This is a genomic window from Pseudomonas lactis (assembly GCF_001439845.1).
Taxonomy (GTDB): domain Bacteria; phylum Pseudomonadota; class Gammaproteobacteria; order Pseudomonadales; family Pseudomonadaceae; genus Aquipseudomonas; species Aquipseudomonas lactis.
Genome location: NZ_JYLO01000007.1, coordinates 258,802 through 280,740 on the forward strand (window position 1 = coordinate 258,802; position 21,939 = coordinate 280,740).

Below are 21,939 nucleotides of genomic sequence, written 5' to 3' on the forward strand. Positions count from 1 at the left end.
TATGAAAACCTCTCACACCCTCATTCAGCTCCGCCAGCACCGCAGCCTGTGCCTAGTCAGCGCACGACTGCCAGGCTGAATCGATCTGCCTCGTCCTCAAGTTTTATCCCCAATAACAGTTCTACGGCAGGCCGCCTTTTCTCGGCCCCTACAACCAAGGATTTCCCGATGAGCATGCTCAAAGACCCGTCTTCGAAATACCGCGCGTTCCCGACCATCGACATCCCGGACCGTACCTGGCCGTCGAAGACCATCACCCAAGCGCCTATCTGGTGCAGCTCCGACCTGCGTGATGGCAACCAGTCGCTGATCGAGCCGATGGACGCGGTGAAAAAGCTGCGCTTCTGGAAGACCCTGGTGGCCGTTGGCGTGAAGGAAATCGAAGCCTCGTTCCCGGCTGCTTCGCAAACCGACTTCGACTTCGTGCGTACCCTGATCGAAGACAACCACATCCCCGAGGACACCACCATCCAGGTGCTGACCCAGGGCCGTGAAGATTTGATCGCACGCACCTTCGAATCCCTGCGCGGCGCCAAGAAAGCCATTGTGCACTTGTACAATGCCACCTCGCCGTCGTTCCGCCGCATCGTGTTCAACCAGGACAAGGACGGCATCAAGGCCATCGCGGTCAACGCGGCCAAGCTGTTCGTCAAGTACGCTGCCCAGCAGCCGGAAACCCAGTGGACGTTCGAATACTCCCCAGAGACGTTCAGCGCCACTGAGCTGGAATTCGCCAAGGAAGTCTGTGACGCAGTGATCGAGGTGTGGAACCCCACGCCTGAGCACAAGATGATCCTCAACCTGCCCGCCACGGTTGAATGCGCCACGCCGAATATCTATGCCGACCAGATCGAGTGGTTCGGTCGCCATATCAACCGTCGCGACAGCGTGATTATCAGCCTGCACACCCACAACGACCGTGGCACTGGCGTGGCGGCCACCGAGCTGGGCCTGATGGCCGGTGCCGACCGTGTTGAAGGCTGCCTGTTTGGCAACGGCGAGCGCACCGGTAACGTCGATCTGGTCACCGTGGCGCTGAACATGTACACCCAGGGCCTGGACCCGCAGTTGGACTTCTCCGACATCGACGGCGTACGCAAAGTGGTCGAGGAATGTAACCAGATCCAGGTGCACCCACGTCACCCATACGTCGGCGACTTGGTACACACCGCGTTCTCCGGCTCGCACCAGGACGCGATCCGTAAAGGCTTCTCCCAGCAGAAAGACGATGCCTTGTGGGAAGTGCCGTACTTGCCGATCGACCCGGCCGATATTGGCCGCAGCTACGAGGCAGTGATCCGTGTGAACAGCCAGTCGGGTAAAGGCGGTATCGCCTACCTGCTGGAGCAGGAATACGACATCAGCTTGCCGCGTCGCATGCAGATCGAGTTCAGCCAGGTGGTACAGGCCGAAACCGACCGCGTGGGCCTGGAGATGACCGCACCACAGATCTACGCCTTGCTGCAGCGTGAATACCTGCAAGCCAACACGCCGTACGCGTTGGTCAGCCACCGCCTGCAGGAAGAGAATGGCAACAGCTTTGTCGAGGTGGAAGTTTCCGGCAAAGGCCAGGGCGAAACCAACCTGCATTGGAAGGGCAAAGGCAACGGTGCGTTGGAAGCGCTGGTAGCGGGCCTGCCGATTGGCGTGGAGATCATGGACTACAACGAGCACGCGATTGGTGCGGGTACCAATGCCAAGGCGGCGGCTTACATTGAACTGCGCGTGAACGGCGAACGCCCGGTGCATGGTGTGGGGATCGATGAAAACATTACTACCGCCAGCTTCAAGGCGCTGTTCAGTGCGTTGAACCGTTCGTTGAGCCAGTTGGAAGCCAAAGCCGCGTAAGCATTGCCGTAATGCAAAAGGCCCCTGGGTGAGAATCCAGGGGCCTGATCGTTCCCACGCTCTGCGTGGGAATGCAGCCCTGGACGCTCTGCGTCCGCCCTTAGAAGCGGTACGCAGAGCGTCCCAAGAGGCGTTCCCACGCAGAGCGTGGGAACAATCTCAGAGCCTTAGACAAACTGAAAGCTATCGGCATCCAGGTTCGCCGGGAACCGCGTACGGTAAGCCGCCAGCTCCGCCGCATCCAGGATCACCTGGAACACCCCATCCGCCTCACCCGCACTCAGCAACGTCTCCCCCTGAAAATCCAGCACCTGGCTATCGCCGGTGTAGGCAAAGCCCTTACCGTCCGTGCCGACCCGATTCACCGCCGCCACGTAACACAGGTTCTCAATCGCCCGCGCCGGCAACAGCCGATTCCAATGCTGACGCCGCGCACCTGGCCAGTTGGCGGTGTACAGCAGCAGGTCCGTATCCTGGGCATCGCGGCTCCACACCGGGAAGCGCAGGTCATAGCAGATCAGCGGACGAATGCGCCAACCCTTCAATTCGAACTGCACCTGGCGCTCGCCTGGGGTGTAATGGTCATGTTCACCGGCCATGCGGAACAGGTGGCGCTTGTCGTAATGCAACACCTCGCCATCCGGCCGCGCCCACAGCAAGCGGTTGCGGTGGCTGCCATCGGCGGCCTGGATGATCACACTGCCGGTAATCACGGCCTGGTACTTTGCCGCTTGGGCCTGGAGCCAATGATGGGTGGGGCCGTTTTCCGGCTCGGCGAGGGCTGCTGATTCCATGGAAAACCCTGTGGTGAACATCTCTGGCAGCACGATCAAGTCGGCGCCTTTGGCCTGCTCCAGCAGCAACTCGAAGTGTTCGAAATTGGCCTGGCGGTCATGCCAGGCTAGGCTCGTCTGCACCAGGGCAATGTTCAGATTGGGCAATGTACTCAGATCACGCATAGTTTTTGCGCCGCATGTCGCAGCGTCTCCTCGCGTTTGGCAAAGCACAGGCGCACCAGGCGCTGGCCTTGGGGTGGGTGCTGGTAGAACACCGAAACCGGAATGGTCGCCACGCCATGTTCGCGGGTCATCCACAGGGACATGGCCACGTCATCCAGGTCTGGGCGAATCTGCGAGTAATCCACCAGTTGGAAGTAAGTGCCGGTCACCCGGGTAAAGCTCAAGCGCGATGGCGCCAGCAGGTCGCAGAACAGGTCCCGCTTGGCCTGATAGAAGGCCGGCAGCTCTTCGACATGTTCCGGGTGTTCGGCCATGAAGTCCGCCAAAGCGTACTGCAAAGGGGTCACGCCGCAGAAGTTGACATATTGATGCACCTTGCGCAGTTCGGCCGTCAGGGCCGGCGGCGCGACCACGTAACCGGTTTTCCAGCCGGTCACGTGATAGGTCTTGCCGAAGGAGCTGACCACAAAGGCGCGCTGATACAGTTCCTGATGGGCCAATACGCTGACGTGGGGTACACCGTCGAATACGAGGTGCTCGTAGACCTCATCGCTGACCAGATAAATATCACGGTCGCGGATCAGTTCGGCCAACTGGTCCAGCTCGGCGCGGCTGATCAGTGCGCCGGTGGGGTTATGTGGCGAGTTGATGATGATCATGCGGGTGCGCGGTGACAGCGCCGCCTTGATCTTCTCGAAGTCCAGGGCAAAACCGTCCAGGCTCAGTTGCACGTGCACGCAACGACCACCGGCCAGCTCCACCGAGGGCTCATAGCTGTCGTAGCTGGGGTCGAACACGATGACTTCATCGCCATGATGAATCACCGCCTGAATCGCGCAGAAGATCGCCTCCGTGGCACCAGGGGTGATGGTCACCTCGCTGTCGGCATTGACTGTGGCGCCATAACTGCGAGCAATCTTGGCGGCCACCTGCTGACGCAACATGGGCAAGCCGGTCATGGGCGCGTATTGGTTGTGACCCAGAGCGATATGCTTGCCCACTGCGTCGAGCAAACCTTGCGGGCCATTGAAATCCGGGAAACCTTGGGACAGGTTGAGCGCGCCAGTTTCAGCGGCGAGTTGTGACATGGTGGTGAAAATGGTCGTGCTGACGTTTGGCAGCTTACTGGTGATCATCAAAAGCCCCTGCAGGTGAGCCCCAAGTTTTAAGCTGCCTATTGCATCGGGTCAAGGCACAAACGGTCGCGCACAAAAAAGGGCTCCAAAGGAGCCCTTTTTTGCAGCGTGTTGCTTACCACTCAAAGCTGCCGTTATTTCTTGTCACGGCGCTTCTTGTCGGCCTTCTTGTGGTGAGTCATCAAACGACGCTTCTTGTTCACCTGACGGTCGGTCAGTGTGTTCTTGTTGCCTTCGTATGGGTTATCGCCACCCTTGAACTCGATACGGATCGGCGTACCGACCAGCTTCAAGACACGGCGGTAGGTGTTTTCCAGGTAACGCACATACGACTTGGGCACCTTCTCGATCTGGTTACCGTGGATCACGATAATCGGCGGGTTGGCACCACCCAAGTGGGCGTAACGCAGTTTGATCCGGCGGTTGTTGACCATCGGCGGTGCGTGCTCGCCCACCGCGTCTTCCAGGATCTGGGTGAGGCGGTTGGTCGGCCAGCGGGTGACCGCAGACTTGAACGAGTTCTGGACGGACGCGTACAGGTTGCCCACGCCAGTGCCGTGCAGTGCCGAGATAAAGTGGATATCGGCGAACTCGACGAAGAACAAGCGACGTTGCAGCTCGATCTTGACGAAATCACGCTCGCTCGGCGTCATGCCGTCCCACTTGTTGATCGCGATCACCAGGGCGCGACCGGCTTCCAGGGCAAAGCCCAGCAAGTTGAGGTCGTGGTCTACCACGCCTTCGCGGGCGTCCATCACGAAGATCACCACGTTGGCGTCTTTGATGGCTTGCAGGGTTTTGACCACGGAGAACTTTTCAACTTCTTCGTGGATCTTGCCGCGCTTGCGCACACCGGCCGTGTCGATCAGCGTGTACTTTTCCTCGTTGCGTTCGAACGGGATGTAGATGCTGTCGCGGGTAGTACCGGGCTGGTCGTAGACGATAACGCGGTCTTCACCGAGCATACGGTTGACCAGGGTCGACTTGCCGACGTTCGGGCGGCCGATGATAGCGATCTTGATACCGTCTTTTTCGCTCGGGCCAGGAATGCGCTTGGCTTCCTCGCCTTCAGCAACGATCTCTTCTTCGCCTTCTTCTTCCTCGACATCATCCTTGGGGAAGTCGCGCAGGGCGATTTCCAGCATCTGGGTGATACCGCGACCGTGAGCACCGGCGACCGGGATCGCGTCACCCAGGCCCATCGGGCTGAATTCGGCACGGGCCGCCTCAGGATCGATGTTATCGATCTTGTTGGCGACCAGATAGGAACGCTTGTTGCGCTTGCGCAGGTGCTCGCCAATCATCTGGTCGGCAGCGGTGTAGCCCGCGCGGGCGTCCACCAGAAACAGCACCACATCGGCTTCTTCGATAGCGAGCAGCGACTGCTCGGCCATCTTTTCGTCCATGCCATGCTCGTCACCGGAGATACCACCGGTGTCGACAATAATGTAGGAGCGCCCTTGCCACTTTGCCTCACCGTATTGGCGATCACGGGTCAGACCGGACAAGTCGCCGACAATGGCGTCACGAGTCCTGGTCAGGCGGTTGAACAAGGTGGACTTGCCGACGTTAGGTCGGCCCACCAGGGCGATTACGGGAACCATGCGGCTCTCCACTTCGTTATTTCAGAAAATACAAAAGCCGCTGCAGGGCAGCGGCTGGTGCTCGGGGCGGCATTTGAAATGCCACATGCCCTGCTCTGGCACTACTAGTGTAGGAGCGAGCTTGCTCGCGAAAAAACCGAGAACGCCGCGTTTATCCAGAAAACCCGCGTTATCGTTGACGTCCTTCGCGAGCAAGCTCGCTCCTACACAGAGCATTGAAGCAGGGCCGCCTGGGGGTTACCCCAAGCATAGTCAAACCTTTACTTGATGGTCAGGGCTTCCAGCTTGCCGCCGTTGCCATACACATAAAGCATGTTACCCACCACCAGCGGACGCGCACGCAGGCCGTCGCTGTCGATACGCTGGCGACCGACAAAACGACCGTCCACCTGGCTCAGCAGGTGCAGGTAGCCTTCGAAGTCACCCACCGCCACGTAGCTGGAGAAAACTTCCGGTGCCGACAGTTGACGGCGAGCCAGGGAGTCATTGCTCCACAGTGCAGTGGTGGAACGCTCATCGACACTTTCAACGGTGCCGGATGCCAGGCTCACATAGACGCTGCCAAACCCTTGGGCGACACCCGCATAACTGGAAGCATCACGCTGCCAGTTGATGCGGCCGCTTTGCAGGTCCAGCGCGGCAACACGGCCCTGGTAGGTGGCGACGTAGATCGTTTCACCCGACAGCAGCAAGCCGCCGTCGATGTCCACAACGCGATCCAGTTCGGAACGACCTTGTGGGATAGCCACACGGGTTTCCCAGGCCGGCACGCCGTTCTGGGTATTGAGGGCAACCACTTTACCGGTCGACAGGCCTGCAACCGCGAGGTTGTTGGTCACAATCGGACCACTGGTACCACGCAGGGTCAACACCGCAGGGGTGCTGTCGTACAACCAGCGTTGGTCGCCGGTGGAGGCATCCAGGCCGATCACGCGGTCGTCCTGGGTTTGCACCACGACGATATCGCCGTTGGTCGCCGGTGCCGAGAGCACTTCACTGGTCACGCGAGCGCGCCATTTCTCTTCACCGGTGCTGGAGTCCAGCGCGACCACGTCACCCTTGAGCGTACCGATCAGCACCATGCCGTAGCCGACGCCCACACCGCCGGAAACCGGCAGTTCGAGGTCTTTCTTCCACTTGACGTCGCCGTTCATGCGATCCATGGCAACTACAACGCCAGTGGAATCAGTGGCCACGATGTTGTCGCCGTCAATCGCCGGCTGCAACAGGTTATAGAGGTCGCCCTGCCCATCACCAATGGATTGGCTCCATTGTTTTTGCAGGACCACTTCTTCCTTGAAGCTGGTCAGCTCGGCAGGCGGCAGTTCTTTTTTACTGTTGCTGCTGCAACCCGCGGCCAAAACGGCCAGAGCCAGCAATGCTGCATGTTTCCAACGGATCACGTCACGCATCCCCTTTGGCCAAGTCGTCGAGCTTGATTTGTAAGCCACCGACCGCCGCTTCATCAGACAGCGCCGCCTTGGCTTTTTGGTACGCAGCATGGGCTTCGTCGGTACGACCCAATTGGACCAAAAGGTCGCCCTTGAGCTCTTCGCGAGTGGCCACGAATGCCTTGTCAGCATCGCCGTCGAGCAGTTTGAGTGCTTCGTCAGCCTTGTTCTGTGCCGCCAATACCTGTGCCAGGCGCTGACGTGCGATTTCACCCAGGGTCGGGTTGGTCGGCTTGTCGGCGATGGCCTTCAGCTCGGTGGCCGCGTCATCCAGCTTGCCGGTGTCGACCGCGACTTTCGCGACGAACAGGCTGCCGTATTGGGCGTAGGTGCTACCGCCGAATTCGTTTTTCAGCTTGCCGGCCAGGTCTGCAACCTGCGCAGGATCAGGCTTGCCGTCCGGTGTGAGGGTAGTTTCCAGCAATTGCTGATAAACGATCGAGGCGCCTTGGGACTGGTTGGCCTGATACTTGGTCCAGGCTTGCCAGCCGAACACCACCACTAAAGCCAGCAGACCGCCCGTAACCAGGGGCTTGCCGTTACGCTGCCACCAGTCCTTGAACTCGGCCAGTTGCTCATCATCAGTACTCGACACCCCAATACTCCTTAATCGCTAAATTCGGCTGTTCGACAGCTTCAACCCTGCACGACGCAGGTGGCCAAGTGCGCAGCGAGCGCATCAAAGGCAATGTTCTGTTGTTCGCCCTGGCCACGCAGGGGTTTGAAACCTACCACTTGCTGGGCCAGCTCGTCATCGCCGAGGATCAGTGCGTACAGCGCACCGCTCTTGTCGGCCTTCTTGAACTGGCTCTTGAAGCTACCAGCGCCGGCATTAACCTGCAGGCGCAGGCTCGGCAGTTGGTCACGTACTTTTTCGCTCAAGGCCAGGGCCGCCAATTCGGCAGCCTCGCCGAAGGCGCACAGGTACACGTCCACCTGGCGGGAAATCTCTTGCGGGACCTGCTCCAGGGTTTCCAGCAGCAGGATCAGCCGCTCAATGCCCATGGCAAAGCCTACGCCCGTGGTCGGCTTGCCGCCCATTTGCTCGACCAAGCCGTCGTAGCGACCACCGGCACACACGGTGCCCTGGGCGCCGAGCTTGTCGGTGACCCACTCGAACACGGTCTTGCTGTAGTAGTCGAGGCCACGCACCAGCTTGGGGTTGATCACGTAGGGAATACCGGCTGCATCCAGGCGAGCCTTGAGGCCCTCGAAGTGCACGCGGGACTCGTCGTCCAGGTAATCGGCCATTTTCGGCGCATCGACCAGCACGGCCTGGGTGTCGGCGTTCTTGGTATCCAGGACGCGCAACGGGTTGGATTTCAGACGGCGTTGGCTGTCTTCGTCCAGTTTGTCCAGGTGGGCGGACAGGTACTCGACCAGGGCTTCGCGGTAGCGCCCACGGGACTCGCTGGTGCCCAGGCTGTTGAGTTCAAGCTTGACCGCATCACGAATGCCCAACTGGCCCCATAGGCGCCAGGTCAGCACGATCAGCTCGGCGTCGATGTCCGGGCCGTCCAGGTTGAAAACTTCGCAACCGATCTGGTGGAACTGGCGATAACGGCCTTTCTGAGGGCGCTCGTGGCGGAACATCGGGCCGATGTACCACAGCTTCTGGGTCTGGCCACCACCGGTGATGCCATGTTCCAGTACGGCGCGCACGCACGCGGCAGTGCCTTCCGGACGCAGGGTCAGGGAGTCGCCGTTGCGGTCTTCAAAGGTGTACATCTCTTTTTCGACGATGTCGGTCACTTCACCGATGGAGCGCTTGAACAGTTCGGTGAACTCGACGATCGGCATGCGGATCTGCTTGTAACCGTAGTTATCCAGCAGGCGCGCGACCGTGCTCTCGAAGTAGCGCCACAGTGGCGTCTGCTCCGGCAGGATGTCGTTCATGCCACGAATGGCTTGCAGAGACTTGCTCACATCAGATCCTTAAATTCGGTCAATCAGCCGCGAGCGATCAGCGCTGCGTCAGCGGCGACCTTCTCGGCCGCTTTCTCGCGGATCAGCTTTTCCAGCTCATCCACCAGATTGTCATTCGTTAGCTTCTGCGACGGCTTACCGTCGATGTAAATCAGGTTCGGTGTACCACCGGTCAGGCCCACGTGGGCCTCTTTGGCCTCACCCGGCCCGTTGACCACACAACCGATCACTGCGACATCCAGCGGCACCAGCAGGTCTTCGAGGCGCAACTCCAGGTCGTTCATGGTTTTCACCACGTCGAAGTTCTGCCGCGAGCAACTCGGGCAGGCGATGAAGTTGATACCACGGGAACGCAAACGCAGGGATTTGAGAATGTCGTAGCCGACCTTCACTTCCTCTACGGGGTCTGCCGCCAGGGAGATGCGGATAGTATCGCCAATCCCTTCGGCGAGCAGCATACCGAGACCCACCGCAGATTTCACCGTGCCTGAGCGCAAACCGCCCGCTTCAGTGATACCCAGGTGCAACGGTTGCACGATTTCCTTGGCCAGCAGGCGATAGGCTTCTACGGCCATGAACACGTCGGAAGCCTTTACGCTGACCTTGAAGTCCTGGAAATTCAGGCGTTCAAGGTGTTCAACGTGGCGCAGTGCAGACTCAACAAGGGCTGCCGGCGTGGGCTCGCCGTATTTTTTTTGCAGGTCTTTTTCCAGGGAGCCGGCGTTGACGCCGATGCGGATTGGAATACCACGATCCCGGGCAGCATCAACCACGGCACGCACGCGATCTTCACGCCCGATGTTGCCGGGGTTGATACGCAGGCAGTCCACACCCAGTTCGGCCACGCGCAATGCGATCTTGTAGTCGAAGTGAATATCGGCAACCAGTGGCACCTTGACCAACTGCTTGATACGACCAAAGGCCTCGGCTGCGTCCATGTCCGGAACGGACACCCGCACGATGTCCACGCCGGCAGCTTCCAGACGGTTGATCTGGGCCACGGTGGCGGCCACATCGTTGGTGTCGCTGTTGGTCATGCTCTGCACTGCGATGGGGGCATCGCCACCCACCGGCACCGAGCCGACCCAGATCTTGCGCGATACGCGACGTTTGATTGGAGATTCGCCGTGCATGACTATTGTCCCAACTTGAGGCGAGCAGTCTCGCCACTGGTGAACGGCGCCACGTCTACAGGCTGGCCGTTGTAGGCCACTTGCGCGCCACGGGCAAAGCCCAGACGCAGCGTCAAAGGAGGCTTGCCGCCCTGGTCAAGCGTATCTCCCTTACGCTTCAAACCGCTGAACAGCACTTTGCCGTTGCCATCGGTGACCTGCGTCCAGCAGTCAGCGATGAAGGTAATCTGTACGCGCCCATCACCGGCGATCAACGCAGGGGTGGTGGGAGGCGACATCGCCGGCGCTGCGGGTGCGGCTGGCGCAGGGGTCGCAGGAGCAGGTGTCGGAACCACCGGAGCCTGGGCCACGGGTGCTGCCGGAGCGGTTGGAACCGCCGGAGCCGGCACCGCAGCCGTCACAGCCGGGGCCGTGCCAGCGTCTGGCGCGGGTTGCTCGGCAGTGGCCGGCGCTTGCGGCGCGGCTTGCCCTTCTACCACGGCCTGGTCTTCCGGCTCGTCCAACGGGTGAATCTGGGTAGTGCCGTCGGCGCTTTCGACTTCGACATGTTCCATGGCATTGCTGGTCAGGTCTTTGTTGCGCTGGGAGGTCTGGTCCTGCCACCAGACAAAACCGCCGCCGACCACGGCAATCAGCAACAACAGGCTGACAATTCGCAAAATCGTGTGGGAAACCCGCGTTGGCTCCTCGATACGCCCCAACCCATGGACATTACTGCCCTGGGCGTCGGTACCGGTGAACTGGTCGAACTCCTGGACCAGCACGGCCTGGTCGATACCCAGCAATTTGGCATAGGCGCGGATATAGCCGCGGGCAAAGGTGTGCCCAGGCAGCTTGTCGAACGCGCCGGCTTCCAGATTGGCCAGGGAGGTGCTGGTCAAATTGAGCTTGAGGGCCACTTCCGCCAGCGACCAACCATTGCTTTCGCGGGCCTGGCGCAAGGTTTCGCCTGGGTTGACGCGATTAGCTGCTACATCTTCCGGGTGCGCGGCTTTCATCATTGCTCCGACAGGTATTGCTGATATTCCGGCGTACCGGGATAGAGTCGTTCGAGTTGCTGGCCAAAACGTGCGGCCGTGTCGTGTTCTTCATGAACCGTCGCCAGGCGCACACCGAGCAATAGACTACGTGCATTTTGCCCGCTGAGCAGGCTAAAACGCTCGTAATAGTCACGTGCCGGCACATAATGCCTGTCTTCGTAAGACAACTCAGCCATTTCGAGCAATGCCCGTGGCTGGTGACTGTTCAAATGCAGGGCTTTTTCCAGTTGCTGGCGGGCGCTGTCGCGTTGGCCGAGGCGCATCGAGGTTACACCGAGGTTCTCGAACACCCGCGAACGCTGCGGGTAGAGAGTATCGGTGGCGGCTTGCTGGAAATAACGTGACGCCAGGTCATACCGTTGCTGCTCGAACAGGAAACTGCCGTAGTTGTTCAGCAGCCGCGGGTCGGCAGGACGGGAGGCCAGGGCCTTGTGAAAATAGCGGTCGGCCAGCTCGGGCTCGGCCTGGGCCTGAAACACCAGGGCCAGCGCAGCATTGGCATCAGCATCATCGGCGTCCAGCTCAAGGGCCTTTTTCAACGGCACCTTGGCCTGCTCGCTCATGCCTTGGCGCAGGTACCCCAAACCCAGTTGCACATAGGCAACTCGCGCCTCATCACGGCCTTTATCAGTGCGCAACGGGCTGTCATGGCCCGATGAAACGCAACCGGCCACGAGGCCGGTAAACAGTAAAAGCAGCGCAAGGCGCAAGGGCATAGAGATCCTCTCTCAGATTCGATTCACAGCGATTTGCGGCAAATCTTCAGCGGCGTTAAGTTCGCGCACGGCGATATAACGTTCACTGCGGCGGGTGCGGTCCATCACCTGCCCTACCAATTGGCCACACGCGGCGTCGATGTCTTCACCACGGGTGGTTCGCACAGTGACGTTATAGCCGGCCTGGTGCAGTTGATCCTGGAAACGACGGATGGCGTTGTTGCTCGGCCGCTCGTAGCCAGAATGGGGAAACGGGTTGAACGGGATCAAGTTGATCTTGCACGGGGTGTCCTTGAGCAATTCGATCATCTCGACCGCGTGTTCCAGCTTGTCATTGACGTCCTTGAGCATGGTGTACTCAATGGTCAACACACGCTTTTCACCCAGGGTCGCCATATAACGCTGGCACGACTCGAGCAGCATCTTAAGCGGATACTTCTTGTTGATCGGCACCAATTGGTTACGCAATGCGTCATTAGGTGCGTGCAGCGACAACGCAAGGGAGACGTCAATGTGCTTGGCCAGCTCATCGATCATCGGTACCACGCCGGAGGTCGACAGGGTCACACGGCGCTTGGAGATGCCGTAGCCCAGGTCGTCCATCATCAGGTGCATGGCCGCAATCACGTTGTCGAAGTTCAGCAGCGGCTCACCCATGCCCATCATCACCACGTTGGTGATGGCACGGTCGACGGTCGCCGGGACGCTGCCAAAGGATTTGTTGGCAATCCACACCTGGCCGATAACTTCGGCGGCGGTGAGGTTGCTATTGAAGCCTTGCTTGCCGGTGGAGCAGAAACTGCAATCCAGGGCACAGCCTGCCTGGGACGAAACGCACAAAGTGCCACGTTTGCCCTGGGGAATGTACACGGTCTCGACACAGCTGCCGGACGCCACGCGCACGACCCACTTACGGGTACCGTCGCTGGAGATGTCCTCGCTGACCACTTCGGGACCACGCACCTCGGCAATGGCCTTGAGCTTGTCGCGCAGGGCCTTGCTGACGTTCGTCATGGCGTCGAAATCGTCGACGCCAAAGTGGTGAATCCACTTCATTACCTGACCGGCACGGAAACGCTTCTCCCCGATTGAGTCGAAGAATTTCTCCATTTCCGGCTGAGTCAGACCCAGCAGGTTGGTTTTAACAGTCGATGTAGTCATGGATTCACCCTCACTCTTTAAGCCGATGCTTAGCGAGCGGTTACTTCAGTAGCAGCGAAAAAGTACGAGATTTCGCGAGCAGCGGCAGCTTCGGAGTCCGAGCCGTGAACAGCGTTGGCGTCGATGGATTCAGCGAAGTCAGCACGGATGGTGCCAGCAGCCGCTTCTTTAGGGTTGGTAGCGCCCATCAGCTCACGGTTCAGAGCGATAGCGTTTTCGCCTTCCAGAACCTGAACAACAACAGGACCGGAGATCATGAAGGCAACCAGGTCGCCGAAGAAGCCACGAGCGCTGTGCTCAGCGTAGAAGCCTTCAGCTTCAGCCTTGGACAGTTGCTTGAGTTTCGAAGCTACAACCTTCAGGCCGGCTTTTTCGAAACGAGTGGTGATCTCGCCGATGACGTTTTTTGCAACAGCGTCAGGCTTGATGATGGAGAAAGTACGTTGAACAGCCATGGTGTAACTCCAGAAACGGTAATTTACGAAAAATTAAACCCGCGAATTATACGCGGGTTATTGGGTATTGCCTAACTGCGTGAGGGAGGCGTCAGTCCTGTTCTTCTTTCCAGGCAGTCTGGATAGCTTCCAGGACCTTTTCACCACCACGATCACGCTCATCTTCGAACCCAGGCAACGCCATGACCATGTCACGCAAAGCCACAAAGTTCAGGGAGTAAGGATCCAGATCCGGGTTGCCATCAGCCAACAGGATAGCGATCTCTTGTACATCAACCCATTTAAGACTCATGACACTTCCTTGAATCAATGCGGCGCTTCGGCCGCATGGTTGAGCGAATATTTCGGGATTTCGACGGTGAGGTCTTCAGTCCCCACTTTCGCCTGGCAACTGAGGCGCGACGTCGGCTCCAGGCCCCACGCCCTATCAAGATAGTCTTCTTCCAGGTCGTCAGCCTCATTGAGGCTATCGAAACCTTTACGAATGATGCAGTGGCAAGTGGTGCAGGCATTGACACCGCCACAGGCACTTTCGATCTCGATGTGGTTGTCATGCGCGACGTCGAGCAGGGACTTGCCGGTCTCGGCCTCCACGACCATGCCATCCGGGCAATGCTCCGCGTGCGGTAGAAAAGTGACCTGCGGCATCAGTTATTCCTCAATTTCATTCAGGTTGCGGCCCGCCAGCGCGGCTTTAACCGTCTGATCCATACGGCGGGCGGCAAAGGCATCAGTCACTTGCGACAGGCGCTTGGTCTGTTGCTCGATGGCGTAGCCATCGTTGCCTTTCATCAGTTCGGCCAGTTCCTGCATTTGCAGGTCAATGACCATGCGTTCTTCGGCATCCAGCAGGCGCTCGCCATCGGCTTCAAGGGCACCCTGCACCGCTTCGAGCAGGCGCTGGGCATCTACTTGATGCTCGCGTAATACACGGGCGACCTTATCGTCACCGGCATACTGGAACGAATCCTTGAGCATCTTGGCGATTTCGCCATCGGTGAGGCCGTAGGACGGCTTGACCTGGATGCTGGCCTCCACGCCCGAAGCCAGCTCACGCGCAGCCACGCTGAGCAAGCCATCGGCATCGACCTGGAAGGTCACGCGAATCTTGGCGGCACCGGCCACCATCGCCGGAATGCCACGCAATTCAAAGCGCGCCAGGGAACGGCAGTCGCTGATCAGCTCGCGCTCACCTTGCAGCACATGAATCATCATGGCTGTCTGGCCGTCTTTGTAGGTAGTAAAGTCCTGGGCACGGGCGACGGGGATGGTGGTGTTGCGCGGAATCACCTTCTCCATCAGGCCACCCATGGTTTCCAGGCCCAGGGACAACGGGATCACGTCGAGCAACAGCAATTCGCCGCCATCGCGCTTGTTACCAGCCAGGGTATCGGCCTGGATGGCAGCGCCGATGGCGACGACTTGATCCGGGTCGATTTCGGTCAGCGGTTGGCGCCCAAAGGCTTCGGCGACCGCTTCGCGCACGCGCGGCACGCGGGTGGAACCGCCGACCATGACCACTGCACCGACGTCTTCCAACTCGATACCGGAATCACGCACAGCACGACGACATGCTTTGAGGCTGCGGGCGACCATCGGCTCGATCAGCGCATCAAAGGCTTCGCGGGTCAGCTGTGCCGACCAGTCACCGTAGGACACTTCAACAGAAGCAGCGTCAGTCAGCGCCTCTTTGGCCGCGCAGGCAGTTTGCAGCAGGTTGCGCTGCGCGCCTGGGTCCAGGTCGGCCGATAAGCCAGCACTGCTGATGATCCAGCCAGCAATAGCGTGATCGAAATCATCGCCACCCAGGGCGCTGTCGCCGCCGGTCGCGAGCACTTCGAACACACCGCCGGTCAGGCGCAGGATCGAAATATCGAAGGTGCCGCCGCCCAGGTCATAAATAGCGACCAGGCCTTCAGCGTGCTGATCGAGGCCGTAGGCCACCGCCGCCGCAGTCGGTTCGTTGAGCAAGCGCAGCACGTTCAAGCCGGCAAGTTTCGCCGCATCCTTGGTGGCTTGGCGCTGGGCGTCATCGAAATACGCCGGAACAGTGATCACCGCCCCTACCAGCTCACCGCCCAGGGTGCTTTCTGCACGCTGGCGCAGCACCTTGAGGATATCAGCCGACACTTCCACCGGGCTCTTGGGCCCCTGGACGGTGTCGATGAACGGCATATGGGATTCACCGCCGACAAAGCGGTACGGCAGTTGGTCGCCCAATTGCTTGACGTCGGACAACCCACGACCCATCAAGCGCTTGACCGACAACACCGTGTTCAAAGGGTCTGCGGACGCGGCCAATTTGGCCGATTCGCCCACTTCAGTGCGGTCGGCGTGATAACGCACGGCGGACGGCAGGATCACCTGCCCATCGGCGTCAGGCAGTGGCTCGGACAGGCCGCTGCGCAAGGCAGCAACCAGGGAATTGGTGGTGCCCAGGTCAATCCCGACCGCCAGGCGACGCTGGTGCGGTTGAGGGCTTTGGCCGGGTTCGGCGATTTGCAGTAGAGCCATGGTAATCAGGTCTTATCTGTCTATCAGGCGTGCATCACGGGCAGCACTGGGTTAATCGTCGAGGCGCTCTTCTAGCTGGCGCACTTCGTAGGTGAGCTTGTCGAGGAATTGCATGCGCCGCATCAGGCGTTCGGCCTGCTCACGTTGCGCCGCATCATCCCAACAGGCTGCGAAGCTTTCGTTGAGCTCATCCTGGGCCGCCTTCAGACGGCGCTTGAAGACCACGACACCCGCCACATCGGCTTCGTCCTGCAAGTCTTCGAGCTCTTCGCGCCACTGCATCTGCTGCATCAGGAAGTCCGGGTCATGCACGGTGACTTCCATCGGCAACTCGCCGCCCGTCATCGCCAGTAAATAACGTGCGCGTTTCGGGGGGCTTTTTAGCGTCTGATAGGCTTCGTTGAGGCTGGCCGATTGCTCCAGCGCCAAGCGTTGCTCACGCTCGGAAGCGTCGGCAAAGCGGTCCGGATGCACGCCACGCGCCAATTCACGGTAGCGCGTGGCAAGCTGCTCAAGGTCCAGCCGAAAGCTCGGCTGCAGCTCGAATAAAGCGAAATGACAAGGAGTACCCACGAGTAGCCTCAGATGTTGAAGCTTTCGCCGCAGCCACATTCACCGCGCACGTTAGGGTTGTTGAACTTGAAGCCTTCGTTCAACCCTTCCTTGACGAAATCGAGTTCGGTGCCGTCCAGGTAGGTCAGACTTTTCGGGTCGATAATCACTTTCTCGCCGTGACTTTCGAACACCTGATCCTCTGCAACCACCTCGTCGACAAACTCCAGCACGTAGGCAAGGCCGGAACAGCCCGTGGTGCGTACACCCAGACGAATCCCCTCACCTTTACCGCGCCCATTCAGGGAGCGGCGAATGTGCTGCGCAGCCGCTTCTGTCATGCTGATAGCCATCGTTGACTCCTTACTCGTCGCCAAATGCTTAGATCAAGCCTTTCTTCTGCTTGTAGTCGCGAACGGCCGCCTTGATGGCGTCTTCCGCGAGTACCGAGCAGTGGATTTTCACTGGCGGCAGCGCCAGTTCTTCGGCCAGCTGGGTGTTGCTGATGGTGACAGCCTCATCCAAGGTCTTGCCTTTCATCCATTCGGTCGCCAAGGAACTGGAGGCGATGGCCGAACCGCAGCCGTAAGTCTTGAATTTGGCGTCTTCGATAACACCAGCATCGTTGACCTTGATCTGCAGGCGCATCACATCGCCGCACGCCGGAGCGCCGACCATGCCGGTGCCGACATCAGGATCTTCCGCGTTCATCTTGCCGACGTTGCGCGGGTTTTCGTAGTGGTCGATGACCTTTTCGCTGTAAGCCATGGTACTGAATCCTCACTCATCAGGGCCGCTCTGGAACCCTGTAGAAACGCCTGCGTTTTCCGCCACGTTCCTACAGAGCTTGGGTGGCGGCTTCTATAGTTAGTGTGCCGCCCACTCGATCTTGGAAATATCGACACCGTCTTTGTACATGTCCCACAGTGGCGACAGAACGCGCAGCTTGTTGACGGCTTCGCAGACCTTCTGCGCGGCGTAGTCGACTTGCTCTTCGGTGGTGAAGCGGCCGAACGTAAAGCGGATCGAGCTGTGTGCCAGTTCGTCGTTGCGGCCCAGGGCGCGCAGTACATACGAAGGCTCAAGGGACGCCGAGGTGCAGGCCGAACCGGACGATACCGCCAGGTCCTTGAGCGCCATGATCAGCGACTCGCCTTCGACGTAGTTGAAGCTCAAATTCAGGTTGTGCGGTACACGGGCGGTCATGCTGCCGTTGATGTACAGCTCTTCAAGGTTTTCGACCTGCTTGTAGAAGCGGTCACTCAGCGCCTTGATGCGCACGTTTTCGGCAGCCATGTCTTCCTTGGCTACACGGAAGGCTTCGCCCATGCCGACGATCTGGTGGGTTGCCAGGGTGCCCGAACGCATGCCGCGCTCGTGACCGCCGCCGTGCATGGTGGCTTCGATGCGCACGCGAGGCTTGCGGCTTACGTAGAGAGCACCGATGCCTTTAGGGCCGTAAGTCTTGTGGGCAGAGAACGACATCAGGTCGACTTTCAGCTTGGACAGGTCGATATCGACCTTGCCGGTGGACTGAGCAGCGTCGACGTGCAGCAACACACCCTTGGAGCGGGTGAGTTCGCCGATGGCGGCGATGTCATTGATGGTGCCGATTTCGTTGTTCACGTGGATCACCGAAACCAGGATGGTGTCTTCACGCATCGCAGCTTCGATCATGGCCGGGGTGACGATACCGTCGGTGGTCGGCTCGAGGTAGGTGACCTCGAAACCTTCACGCTCCAGTTGGCGCATGGTGTCCAGGACAGCCTTGTGCTCAATCTTGGTGGTGATCAGGTGTTTGCCTTTGGTCGCGTAGAAATGCGCCGCGCCCTTGATAGCCAGGTTGTCGGACTCGGTGGCACCGGAGGTCCAGACGATTTCGCGCGGGTCGGCATTGACCAGGTCAGCGACTTGGCGACGAGCGTTCTCGACCGCTTCCTCGGCTTTCCAGCCGAACACGTGGGAACGGGAGGCCGGGTTGCCGAAGTTTCCGTCGACCAGCAGGCATTCGCTCATTTTTTGCGCGACACGCGGATCAACCGGGGTGGTCGCTGAGTAATCAAGGTAAATCGGCAATTTCATGGACTTTCTCCTAAATCAGGCTGGCTGGCGTGCCGTTAGCTCTTCGGCTGTCACTCGACGGCGGACGCTTCAATCTTGTCCAGACGCGGCGCCTTGGTGTTGCAACGGCGCTGGTCCTGACGCTGGGCTACTTCTTGCACCTCACGGCGAGTCACAAGATCAGCCAAGCTGATACCACTCAAAAACTCATGGATCTGCAGGCTCAAGTCACACCACAAGTGGTGCGTCAGGCAGGTGTCGCCGGCATGGCAATCACCCAAACCCTGGCATTTGGTGGCATCGACGGATTCGTTGACCGCGTCGATCACCTGAGCCACCTGAATGCCCTGCATGTCGCGGGACAACTGATAGCCACCACCCGGACCGCGAACGCTGGAAACCAGATTGCTACGGCGCAATTTGGCGAACAACTGCTCGAGGTAGGACAGGGAAATGCCTTGGCGCTCGGAGATATCGGCCAGGGACACCGGCCCAGTTTGCGCGTGCAAGGCCAAGTCGAGCATGGCGGTCACCGCGTATCGGCCTTTTGTAGTCAGTCTCATGGACAAGTACCAAGGTGTTTCAGAATGGGAGCAAGTATGCGATTCCCGAGTATTTAAGTCAACTATAAGACCTAGTACTTTAGTCAGGATTACCCGTAAAAAGGGCGCGCGAATCATAGCAGGATGGGGTCGGATCGAACAGCGCAACCAGGCCTGCTGCAAGACCACTGAGCCAATGGAGATCAAATGTGGGAGCTGGCTTGCCTGCGATAGCTATCTATCAGCTAGCTTATAGGTTGCTGGCCCGCCGCAATCGCAGGCAAGCCAGCTCCCACAGTGGACCACGCTCAGCCTGCCTTGGTGGTAGCGGTTTCGTCCTTGATCTCAGCAAAATCCTCTTCGCGCAGCTCAGGCAAGTCTTTGGCACAGTACGGGCTGCCAAGCTCCTTCAGCGCCCCGCACATACCCTCCAGCTTGCCATCCACCGCCTGCAGATGATCAAGCAATTGACCAATCGCACGAGCCACCGGGTCGGGCATGTCTTCACTGACGCCATAGGCATCAAAGCCAATCTTCTCGGCCATGGCCTTGCGCTTGGCCTCTTGCTCATCACCGACTTGTGGCTTGACGATGATCCGGCCCGGAATGCCCACAACCGTGGCACCCGGCGGCACAGCCTTGGTCACTACCGCGTTGGAGCCAACCTTGGCGCCGGCACCCACGGTAAACGGCCCGAGCACCTTGGCGCCCGCCCCTACCACCACGCCATCGCCCAGCGTTGGGTGGCGCTTACCCTTGTTCCAGGTGGTGCCGCCCAGGGTCACGCCTTGATAGAGGGTGACGTCATCGCCGATCTCAGCCGTTTCGCCAATCACAATGCCCATGCCGTGATCGATAAAGAACCGGCGACCCACCTTGGCACCCGGATGGATCTCGATACCGGTCAACCAGCGCCCGAAGTTCGATACCAGCCGCGCCAGCCATTTCCAGCCCATGCCCCACAGGGCGCCGGACAGGCGGTGGATCCAGATCGCATGCATGCCCGGGTAGCAGGTCAGCACTTCAAAGGCGTTGCGCGCCGCCGGGTCACGGTGGAAAACACTTTGGATATCTTCTCGCAAACGCTCGAACATTTTTAATCCTTCCGCTTAAGAAGCTCACCACGGGCCGCTTTCTGGGTTTCCGTGAGGATGCCACGCAATATGTTCATTTCAGCCCGGCTCACCGAGCTGCGGCCGTACAAGCGACGCAGGCGCGCCATCAAGTGCCGTGGCTTTTCAGGGTCGAGGAATTCGATGGCGACCAGGGTTTGCTCCAGGTGCTCATAGAACCGTTCCAGCTCGTCCATGGTGGCCAACTCGCCACTTTTGGTTGAGGCAACCTCTTCCTTTTCCACTTTGCTCGGCTGGCCGGCAGCAGCCAGCCAGGCCATGCGCACTTCATAAGTCAGCACCTGCACCGCCGCCCCGAGGTTCAGCGAACTGAACTCAGGATCTGAGGGGATATGCACGTGGTAATGACATCGCTGCAGCTCTTCGTTGGTAAGGCCGGAGTCTTCACGGCCGAATACCAAGGCGATTTCAGCACCGCCAGCAGCCTCTTCCACCACTTTGGTGCCGCATTCACGCGGATCCAGCAGCGGCCAAGGGATACGCCGATCACGGGCGCTGGTGCCGAGCACCAGATTGCAGCCGACCAGGGCTTCCTCCAAGGTGGCGACCACCTGGGCATTTTCAAGCAAGTCATTGGCGCCGGACGCACGGGCATCAGCCTCGTGGTGCGGGAATATCCGCGGTTCGACCAGCACCAGGCGCGTCAGCCCCATGTTTTTCATGGCTCGCGCCACCCCGCCGATGTTGCCGGGATGACTGGTATTGACCAAGACGACACGAATGTTTTGCAGCAAGGGAGGCGCTCTCGGACACAGGAAAGGGGAGCAAATCTTACAGAACCGCCTAAGGTTATGCCATGAAAGCGAACGTCGTCCTTCACCTGAAGAAAGTTTCTGCTAGAATGCTCGGCTTTCTTTAACAACCTTAGGTGACCTATCCATGCAGCCCATGCTGAATATCGCGCTGCGCGCCGCCCGCAGCGCCAGTGAATTGATTTTCCGCTCCATCGAGCGCCTGGATACCATCAAGGTCGACGAAAAAGACGCCAAGGATTATGTATCCGAGGTGGATCGCGCCGCCGAACAGAAAATCATCGACGCTCTGCGTAAGGCCTATCCTACCCACGGCATCCTCGGCGAAGAAACCGGCCTGCACAAAGGCAGCGGCGAAGGCGAAGACTACCTGTGGATCATCGACCCACTGGATGGCACCACCAACTTCCTGCGCGGCATCCCGCACTTTGCCGTGAGCATCGCCTGCAAATACCGTGGCCGCCTGGAACACGCCGTTGTGCTGGACCCGGTTCGCCAGGAAGAATTCACCGCCAGCCGTGGTCGTGGTGCCCAGTTGAACGGCCGCCGCCTGCGTGTCAGCGGCCGCACCAGCCTGGACGGCGCCCTGCTGGGCACCGGCTTCCCGTTCCGCGACGACCAGATGGACAACCTGGAAAACTACCTGGGCATGTTCCGCGCCCTGGTTGGCCAGACCGCCGGCATCCGTCGCGCCGGTGCAGCCAGCCTGGACCTGGCGTATGTAGCCGCCGGTCGTTTTGATGCGTTCTGGGAGTCGGGCCTGTCAGAGTGGGACATGGCTGCTGGCGCCCTGCTGATTCAGGAAGCGGGCGGCCTGGTGAGCGACTTCACCGGTGGTCATGACTTCCTGGAGAAAGGCCACGTCGTGGCTGGCAACACCAAATGCTTCAAGGCAGTACTGACGGCGATCCAGCCGCACCTGCCGGCTTCGCTGAAGCGTTAAGCGAGCGAGCAAA

At 59.5% G+C, this 21,939-nt stretch carries 24 protein-coding genes; 2 read left to right on the top strand and 22 right to left on the bottom strand.

Going from position 1 to position 21,939, the window contains the following annotated elements; translation table 11 throughout:
- Positions 1-168: 168 nt before the first annotated feature.
- A complete protein-coding gene (gene leuA, locus TX24_RS13700) occupies positions 169-1,848 on the top strand; it encodes a 2-isopropylmalate synthase (protein ID WP_014719812.1) in 1,680 nt (559 codons plus the stop codon).
- Positions 1,849-2,015: 167 nt separating this feature from the next.
- On the opposite strand, the gene TX24_RS13705 is transcribed toward leuA, so the two are convergent.
- The 22 genes from TX24_RS13705 to trmJ all read right to left on the bottom strand — a co-directional run bounded on the left by TX24_RS13705 (position 2,016) and on the right by trmJ (position 20,965).
- On the bottom strand, positions 2,016-2,807 hold the full coding sequence (locus tag TX24_RS13705) for an amidohydrolase (protein ID WP_032897777.1): 792 nt from the start codon (positions 2,805-2,807) through the stop codon (positions 2,016-2,018).
- Complete coding sequence (locus TX24_RS13710; RefSeq protein WP_057710516.1) at positions 2,795-3,943, bottom strand: pyridoxal phosphate-dependent aminotransferase; 1,149 nt, start codon at positions 3,941-3,943, stop codon at positions 2,795-2,797. Before TX24_RS13710 ends, TX24_RS13705 begins: the two co-directional genes overlap by 13 nt.
- Positions 3,944-4,077: 134 nt before the next feature.
- On the bottom strand, positions 4,078-5,547 hold the full coding sequence (gene der, locus TX24_RS13715) for a ribosome biogenesis GTPase Der (protein WP_003194008.1): 1,470 nt from the start codon (positions 5,545-5,547) through the stop codon (positions 4,078-4,080).
- 21 nt (positions 5,548-5,568) lie between these two features.
- Complete coding sequence (locus tag TX24_RS32800) at positions 5,569-5,742, bottom strand: hypothetical protein (protein ID WP_157255553.1); 174 nt, start codon at positions 5,740-5,742, stop codon at positions 5,569-5,571.
- Between the two features lie 65 nt (positions 5,743-5,807).
- Entirely contained in the window at positions 5,808-6,959 is a 1,152-nt protein-coding gene (bamB, locus tag TX24_RS13725) for an outer membrane protein assembly factor BamB (protein ID WP_003194009.1), read from the bottom strand.
- Complete coding sequence (locus tag TX24_RS13730) at positions 6,952-7,593, bottom strand: YfgM family protein (RefSeq protein ID WP_003194010.1); 642 nt, start codon at positions 7,591-7,593, stop codon at positions 6,952-6,954. Before TX24_RS13730 ends, bamB begins: the two co-directional genes overlap by 8 nt.
- Before the next feature lie 41 nt (positions 7,594-7,634).
- Complete coding sequence (gene hisS, locus TX24_RS13735) at positions 7,635-8,924, bottom strand: histidine--tRNA ligase (RefSeq protein WP_003194011.1); 1,290 nt, start codon at positions 8,922-8,924, stop codon at positions 7,635-7,637.
- A gap of 23 nt (positions 8,925-8,947) precedes the next feature.
- Complete coding sequence (gene ispG, locus TX24_RS13740) at positions 8,948-10,057, bottom strand: flavodoxin-dependent (E)-4-hydroxy-3-methylbut-2-enyl-diphosphate synthase (protein WP_003175952.1); 1,110 nt, start codon at positions 10,055-10,057, stop codon at positions 8,948-8,950.
- A gap of 2 nt (positions 10,058-10,059) precedes the next feature.
- Positions 10,060-11,055 carry a RodZ domain-containing protein gene (locus tag TX24_RS13745; RefSeq protein ID WP_034133609.1) on the bottom strand — a complete coding sequence of 332 codons (996 nt, stop codon included), beginning with the start codon at positions 11,053-11,055 and terminating at the stop codon, positions 10,060-10,062.
- Complete coding sequence (pilW, locus tag TX24_RS13750) at positions 11,055-11,813, bottom strand: type IV pilus biogenesis/stability protein PilW (protein ID WP_003194013.1); 759 nt, start codon at positions 11,811-11,813, stop codon at positions 11,055-11,057. Before pilW ends, TX24_RS13745 begins: the two co-directional genes overlap by 1 nt.
- A 12-nt stretch (positions 11,814-11,825) precedes the next feature.
- Positions 11,826-12,974, bottom strand: a complete 1,149-nt coding sequence (rlmN, locus tag TX24_RS13755; RefSeq protein WP_003194014.1) for a dual-specificity RNA methyltransferase RlmN — start codon at positions 12,972-12,974, stop codon at positions 11,826-11,828.
- A gap of 29 nt (positions 12,975-13,003) precedes the next feature.
- On the bottom strand, positions 13,004-13,429 hold the full coding sequence (gene ndk / locus TX24_RS13760; protein ID WP_003175956.1) for a nucleoside-diphosphate kinase: 426 nt from the start codon (positions 13,427-13,429) through the stop codon (positions 13,004-13,006).
- 91 nt (positions 13,430-13,520) lie between these two features.
- The gene (gene iscX, locus TX24_RS13765) at positions 13,521-13,721 is read right to left on the bottom strand and encodes a Fe-S cluster assembly protein IscX (protein ID WP_003194015.1); all 201 of its coding nucleotides are present in this window, start codon (positions 13,719-13,721) and stop codon (positions 13,521-13,523) included.
- Between the two features lie 14 nt (positions 13,722-13,735).
- Positions 13,736-14,077: an ISC system 2Fe-2S type ferredoxin gene (gene fdx, locus TX24_RS13770; protein WP_005791182.1), complete on the bottom strand. Its 342-nt coding sequence runs from the start codon at positions 14,075-14,077 to the stop codon at positions 13,736-13,738.
- 3 nt (positions 14,078-14,080) lie between these two features.
- On the bottom strand, positions 14,081-15,943 hold the full coding sequence (gene hscA, locus TX24_RS13775; protein WP_057710518.1) for a Fe-S protein assembly chaperone HscA: 1,863 nt from the start codon (positions 15,941-15,943) through the stop codon (positions 14,081-14,083).
- 51 nt (positions 15,944-15,994) lie between these two features.
- Entirely contained in the window at positions 15,995-16,516 is a 522-nt protein-coding gene (hscB, locus tag TX24_RS13780) for a co-chaperone HscB (RefSeq protein WP_003194018.1), read from the bottom strand.
- Between the two features lie 8 nt (positions 16,517-16,524).
- On the bottom strand, positions 16,525-16,848 hold the full coding sequence (gene iscA / locus TX24_RS13785; protein ID WP_003175963.1) for an iron-sulfur cluster assembly protein IscA: 324 nt from the start codon (positions 16,846-16,848) through the stop codon (positions 16,525-16,527).
- A gap of 28 nt (positions 16,849-16,876) precedes the next feature.
- Positions 16,877-17,263 carry a Fe-S cluster assembly scaffold IscU gene (iscU, locus tag TX24_RS13790; RefSeq protein WP_003175965.1) on the bottom strand — a complete coding sequence of 129 codons (387 nt, stop codon included), beginning with the start codon at positions 17,261-17,263 and terminating at the stop codon, positions 16,877-16,879.
- 99 nt (positions 17,264-17,362) lie between these two features.
- Positions 17,363-18,577: an IscS subfamily cysteine desulfurase gene (locus tag TX24_RS13795; RefSeq protein ID WP_003194019.1), complete on the bottom strand. Its 1,215-nt coding sequence runs from the start codon at positions 18,575-18,577 to the stop codon at positions 17,363-17,365.
- Positions 18,578-18,627: 50 nt separating this feature from the next.
- Complete coding sequence (gene iscR, locus TX24_RS13800; RefSeq protein ID WP_003194020.1) at positions 18,628-19,119, bottom strand: Fe-S cluster assembly transcriptional regulator IscR; 492 nt, start codon at positions 19,117-19,119, stop codon at positions 18,628-18,630.
- Between the two features lie 287 nt (positions 19,120-19,406).
- A complete protein-coding gene (cysE, locus tag TX24_RS13805) occupies positions 19,407-20,192 on the bottom strand; it encodes a serine O-acetyltransferase (RefSeq protein ID WP_003194021.1) in 786 nt (261 codons plus the stop codon).
- Between the two features lie 2 nt (positions 20,193-20,194).
- Complete coding sequence (gene trmJ / locus TX24_RS13810; protein WP_003194022.1) at positions 20,195-20,965, bottom strand: tRNA (cytosine(32)/uridine(32)-2'-O)-methyltransferase TrmJ; 771 nt, start codon at positions 20,963-20,965, stop codon at positions 20,195-20,197.
- Positions 20,966-21,110: 145 nt separating this feature from the next.
- Here trmJ and suhB point away from each other — a divergent pair, with 145 nt between their 5' ends.
- Positions 21,111-21,926, top strand: a complete 816-nt coding sequence (gene suhB, locus TX24_RS13815) for a type III secretion system regulator SuhB (RefSeq protein WP_003175971.1) — start codon at positions 21,111-21,113, stop codon at positions 21,924-21,926.
- Positions 21,927-21,939 lie beyond the last annotated feature (13 nt).

Excerpts from the sequence above, each read along its gene's own strand:
- leuA (WP_014719812.1), top strand. The coding sequence starts at position 169 with ATGAGCATGCTCAAAGACCCGTCTTCGAAATACCGCGCGTTCCCGACC.
- TX24_RS13705 (WP_032897777.1), bottom strand. The coding sequence starts at position 2,807 with ATGCGTGATCTGAGTACATTGCCCAATCTGAACATTGCCCTGGTGCAG.
- TX24_RS13710 (WP_057710516.1), bottom strand. The coding sequence starts at position 3,943 with ATGATCACCAGTAAGCTGCCAAACGTCAGCACGACCATTTTCACCACC.
- der (WP_003194008.1), bottom strand. The coding sequence starts at position 5,547 with ATGGTTCCCGTAATCGCCCTGGTGGGCCGACCTAACGTCGGCAAGTCC.
- bamB (WP_003194009.1), bottom strand. The coding sequence starts at position 6,959 with ATGCGTGACGTGATCCGTTGGAAACATGCAGCATTGCTGGCTCTGGCC.
- ispG (WP_003175952.1), bottom strand. The coding sequence starts at position 10,057 with ATGCACGGCGAATCTCCAATCAAACGTCGCGTATCGCGCAAGATCTGG.
- TX24_RS13745 (WP_034133609.1), bottom strand. The coding sequence starts at position 11,055 with ATGAAAGCCGCGCACCCGGAAGATGTAGCAGCTAATCGCGTCAACCCA.
- pilW (WP_003194013.1), bottom strand. The coding sequence starts at position 11,813 with ATGCCCTTGCGCCTTGCGCTGCTTTTACTGTTTACCGGCCTCGTGGCC.
- rlmN (WP_003194014.1), bottom strand. The coding sequence starts at position 12,974 with ATGACTACATCGACTGTTAAAACCAACCTGCTGGGTCTGACTCAGCCG.
- ndk (WP_003175956.1), bottom strand. The coding sequence starts at position 13,429 with ATGGCTGTTCAACGTACTTTCTCCATCATCAAGCCTGACGCTGTTGCA.
- iscX (WP_003194015.1), bottom strand. The coding sequence starts at position 13,721 with ATGAGTCTTAAATGGGTTGATGTACAAGAGATCGCTATCCTGTTGGCT.
- fdx (WP_005791182.1), bottom strand. The coding sequence starts at position 14,077 with ATGCCGCAGGTCACTTTTCTACCGCACGCGGAGCATTGCCCGGATGGC.
- hscA (WP_057710518.1), bottom strand. The coding sequence starts at position 15,943 with ATGGCTCTACTGCAAATCGCCGAACCCGGCCAAAGCCCTCAACCGCAC.
- iscA (WP_003175963.1), bottom strand. The coding sequence starts at position 16,848 with ATGGCTATCAGCATGACAGAAGCGGCTGCGCAGCACATTCGCCGCTCC.
- iscU (WP_003175965.1), bottom strand. The coding sequence starts at position 17,263 with ATGGCTTACAGCGAAAAGGTCATCGACCACTACGAAAACCCGCGCAAC.
- TX24_RS13795 (WP_003194019.1), bottom strand. The coding sequence starts at position 18,577 with ATGAAATTGCCGATTTACCTTGATTACTCAGCGACCACCCCGGTTGAT.
- iscR (WP_003194020.1), bottom strand. The coding sequence starts at position 19,119 with ATGAGACTGACTACAAAAGGCCGATACGCGGTGACCGCCATGCTCGAC.
- cysE (WP_003194021.1), bottom strand. The coding sequence starts at position 20,192 with ATGTTCGAGCGTTTGCGAGAAGATATCCAAAGTGTTTTCCACCGTGAC.
- suhB (WP_003175971.1), top strand. The coding sequence starts at position 21,111 with ATGCAGCCCATGCTGAATATCGCGCTGCGCGCCGCCCGCAGCGCCAGT.